At 46.2% G+C, this 2,676-nt stretch carries 1 protein-coding gene; it reads right to left on the reverse strand.

The window, feature by feature from the left end; all coding sequences use genetic code 11:
* Positions 1 to 2,676 (reverse strand): YPDG domain-containing protein (locus tag N9R04_RS11225; RefSeq protein ID WP_262856867.1); only part of this gene is annotated, 2,676 nt, incomplete at both ends.

The following is a 2,676-nucleotide window of genomic DNA, read 5'->3' on the forward strand; positions in this document are numbered from 1 at the left end:
CATCTGGATAATTTACCGTCACTGGAATATCCACTTTTGTACCTGGTGCCGCCTCCTTCGGTGGCGTCGCTGTCACTTTACCTGTATTTGGTTCTACAGTTACTGTCCAGCCTGTCGGTACATCTTTTGGACCTTCAAATGTTGTACCTGATGGTAATTCGCCATCTTTCGTTTGTGGTACTTCCACTGGTGTACCTGGTTTTGTCGATTGATCTTCATAACCTGGGTCATTACTCTGAGCGTCATTTGGCGTTACCGTAATGTGTAGCGTCGGTGTATCTGTTGAGCCATCTGGATAATTTACCGTCACTGGAATATCCACTTTTGTACCTGGTGCCGCCTCCTTCGGTGGCGTCGCTGTCACTTTACCTGTATTTGGTTCTACAGTTACTGTCCAGCCTGTCGGTACATCTTTCGGACCTTCAAATGTTGTACCTGATGGTAATTCGCCATCTTTCGTTTGTGGTACTTCCACTGGTGTGCCTGGTTTTGTTGATTGATCTTCATAACCTGGATCATTACTCTGAGCGTCATTTGGCGTTACCGTAATGTGTACATTTGGCGTATCTGTTGAACCGTCTGGGTAACGTACCGTTACCGGAATATCCACTTTCGTACCTGGTGCCGCCTCCTTAGGTGGCGTCACAGTAACCTTACCTGTATTTGGATCAACATTTACTTTCCAGCCTGTTGGTACATCTTTCGGACCTTCAAATGTTGTACCTGATGGTAATTCGCCATCTTTCGTTTGTGGTACTTCCACTGGTGTACCTGGTTTTGTCGATTGATCTTCATAACCTGGATCATTACTCTGAGCGTCATTTGGCGTTACCGTCACATGTAGCGTTGGTGTATCTGTTGAGCCGTCTGGATAACGTACCGTTACTGGTATATCTACTTTCGTTCCTGGTGCCGCCTCCTTCGGTGGCGTCACAGTAACCTTACCTGTATTTGGATCAACATTTACTTTCCAGCCTGTCGGTACATCTTTCGGACCTTCAAATGTTGTACCTGATGGTAATTCGCCATCTTTCGTTTGTGGTACTTCCACTGGTGTGCCTGGTTTTGTTGATTGATCTTCATAACCTGGATCATTACTCTGAGCGTCATTTGGCGTTACCGTCACATGTAGCGTTGGTGTATCTGTTGAGCCGTCTGGATAACGTACCGTTACTGGTATATCTACTTTCGTTCCTGGTGCCGCCTCCTTCGGTGGCGTCGCTGTCACTTTACCTGTATTTGGTTCTACGGTTACTGTCCAGCCTGTCGGTACATCTTTCGGACCTTCAAATGTTGTACCTGATGGTAATTCGCCATCTTTTGTTTGTGGTACTTCCACTGGTGTACCTGGTTTTGTCGATTGATCTTCATAACCTGGATCGTTATTTTGTGCATCATTTGGCGTTACCGTAATGTGTACATTTGGCGTATCTGTCGAGCCATCTGGATAATTTACCGTTACTGGAATATCCACTTTCGTACCTGGTTCCGCGTTTTCTGGCGGTGTCGCTGTCACTTTACCTGTATTTGGATCAACATTTACTTTCCAGCCTGTTGGTACATCTTTCGGACCTTCAAATGTTGTACCTGATGGTAATTCGCCATCTTTTGTTTGTGGTACTTCCACAGGTATGCCTGGTTTTGTCGATTGATCTTCATAACCTGGGTCATTATTCTGAGCATCATTTGGCGTTACCGTAATGTGTACATTTGGCGTATCTGTTGAGCCATCTGGATAATTTACCGTCACTGGAATATCCACTTTTGCACCTGGTGCCGCCTCCTTCGGTGGCGTCGCTGTTACCTTACCTGTATTTGGATCAACATTTACCTTCCAGCCTGTCGGTACATCTTTCGGACCTTCAAACGTTGTACCTGATGGTAATTCTCCGTCTTTTGTTTGTGGTACTTCCACAGGTATGCCTGGTTTTGTCGATTGATCTTCATAACCTGGGTCATTACTCTGAGCGTCATTTGGCGTTACCGTTACATGTAGCGTTGGTGTATCTGTTGAACCGTCTGGGTAACGTACCGTTACTGGTATATCTACTTTCGTGCCTGGTGCCGCCTCCTTCGGTGGCGTCGCTGTCACTTTACCTGTATTTGGTTCTACGGTTACTGTCCAGCCTGTCGGTACATCTTTCGGACCTTCAAACGTTGTACCTGATGGTAATTCGCCATCTTTTGTTTGTGGTACTTCCACAGGTATGCCTGGTTTTGTCGATTGATCTTCATAACCTGGGTCATTATTCTGAGCATCATTTGGCGTTACCGTAATGTGTACATTTGGCGTATCTGTTGAGCCATCTGGATAATTTACCGTCACTGGAATATCCACTTTTGTACCTGGTGCCGCCTCCTTCGGTGGCGTCGCTGTTACCTTACCTGTATTTGGATCAACATTTACCTTCCAGCCTGTTGGTACATCTTTCGGACCTTCAAATGTTGTACCTGATGGTAATTCACCATCTTTTGTTTGTGGAACTTCTACTGCCACTCCCGGTTTCGTCGATTGATCGTCGTAACCTGGGTCATTACTCTGAGCATCGTTTGGCGTTACCGTAATGTGTACATTTGGCGTATCTGTTGAGCCGTCTGGATAACGTACCGTTACAGGAATATCTACTTTCGTTCCTGGTGCCGCCTCCTTCGGTGGCGTCGCTGTCACTTTACCTG

The organism is Staphylococcus marylandisciuri (genome assembly GCF_025519785.1).
Classification (GTDB): domain Bacteria; phylum Bacillota; class Bacilli; order Staphylococcales; family Staphylococcaceae; genus Staphylococcus; species Staphylococcus marylandisciuri.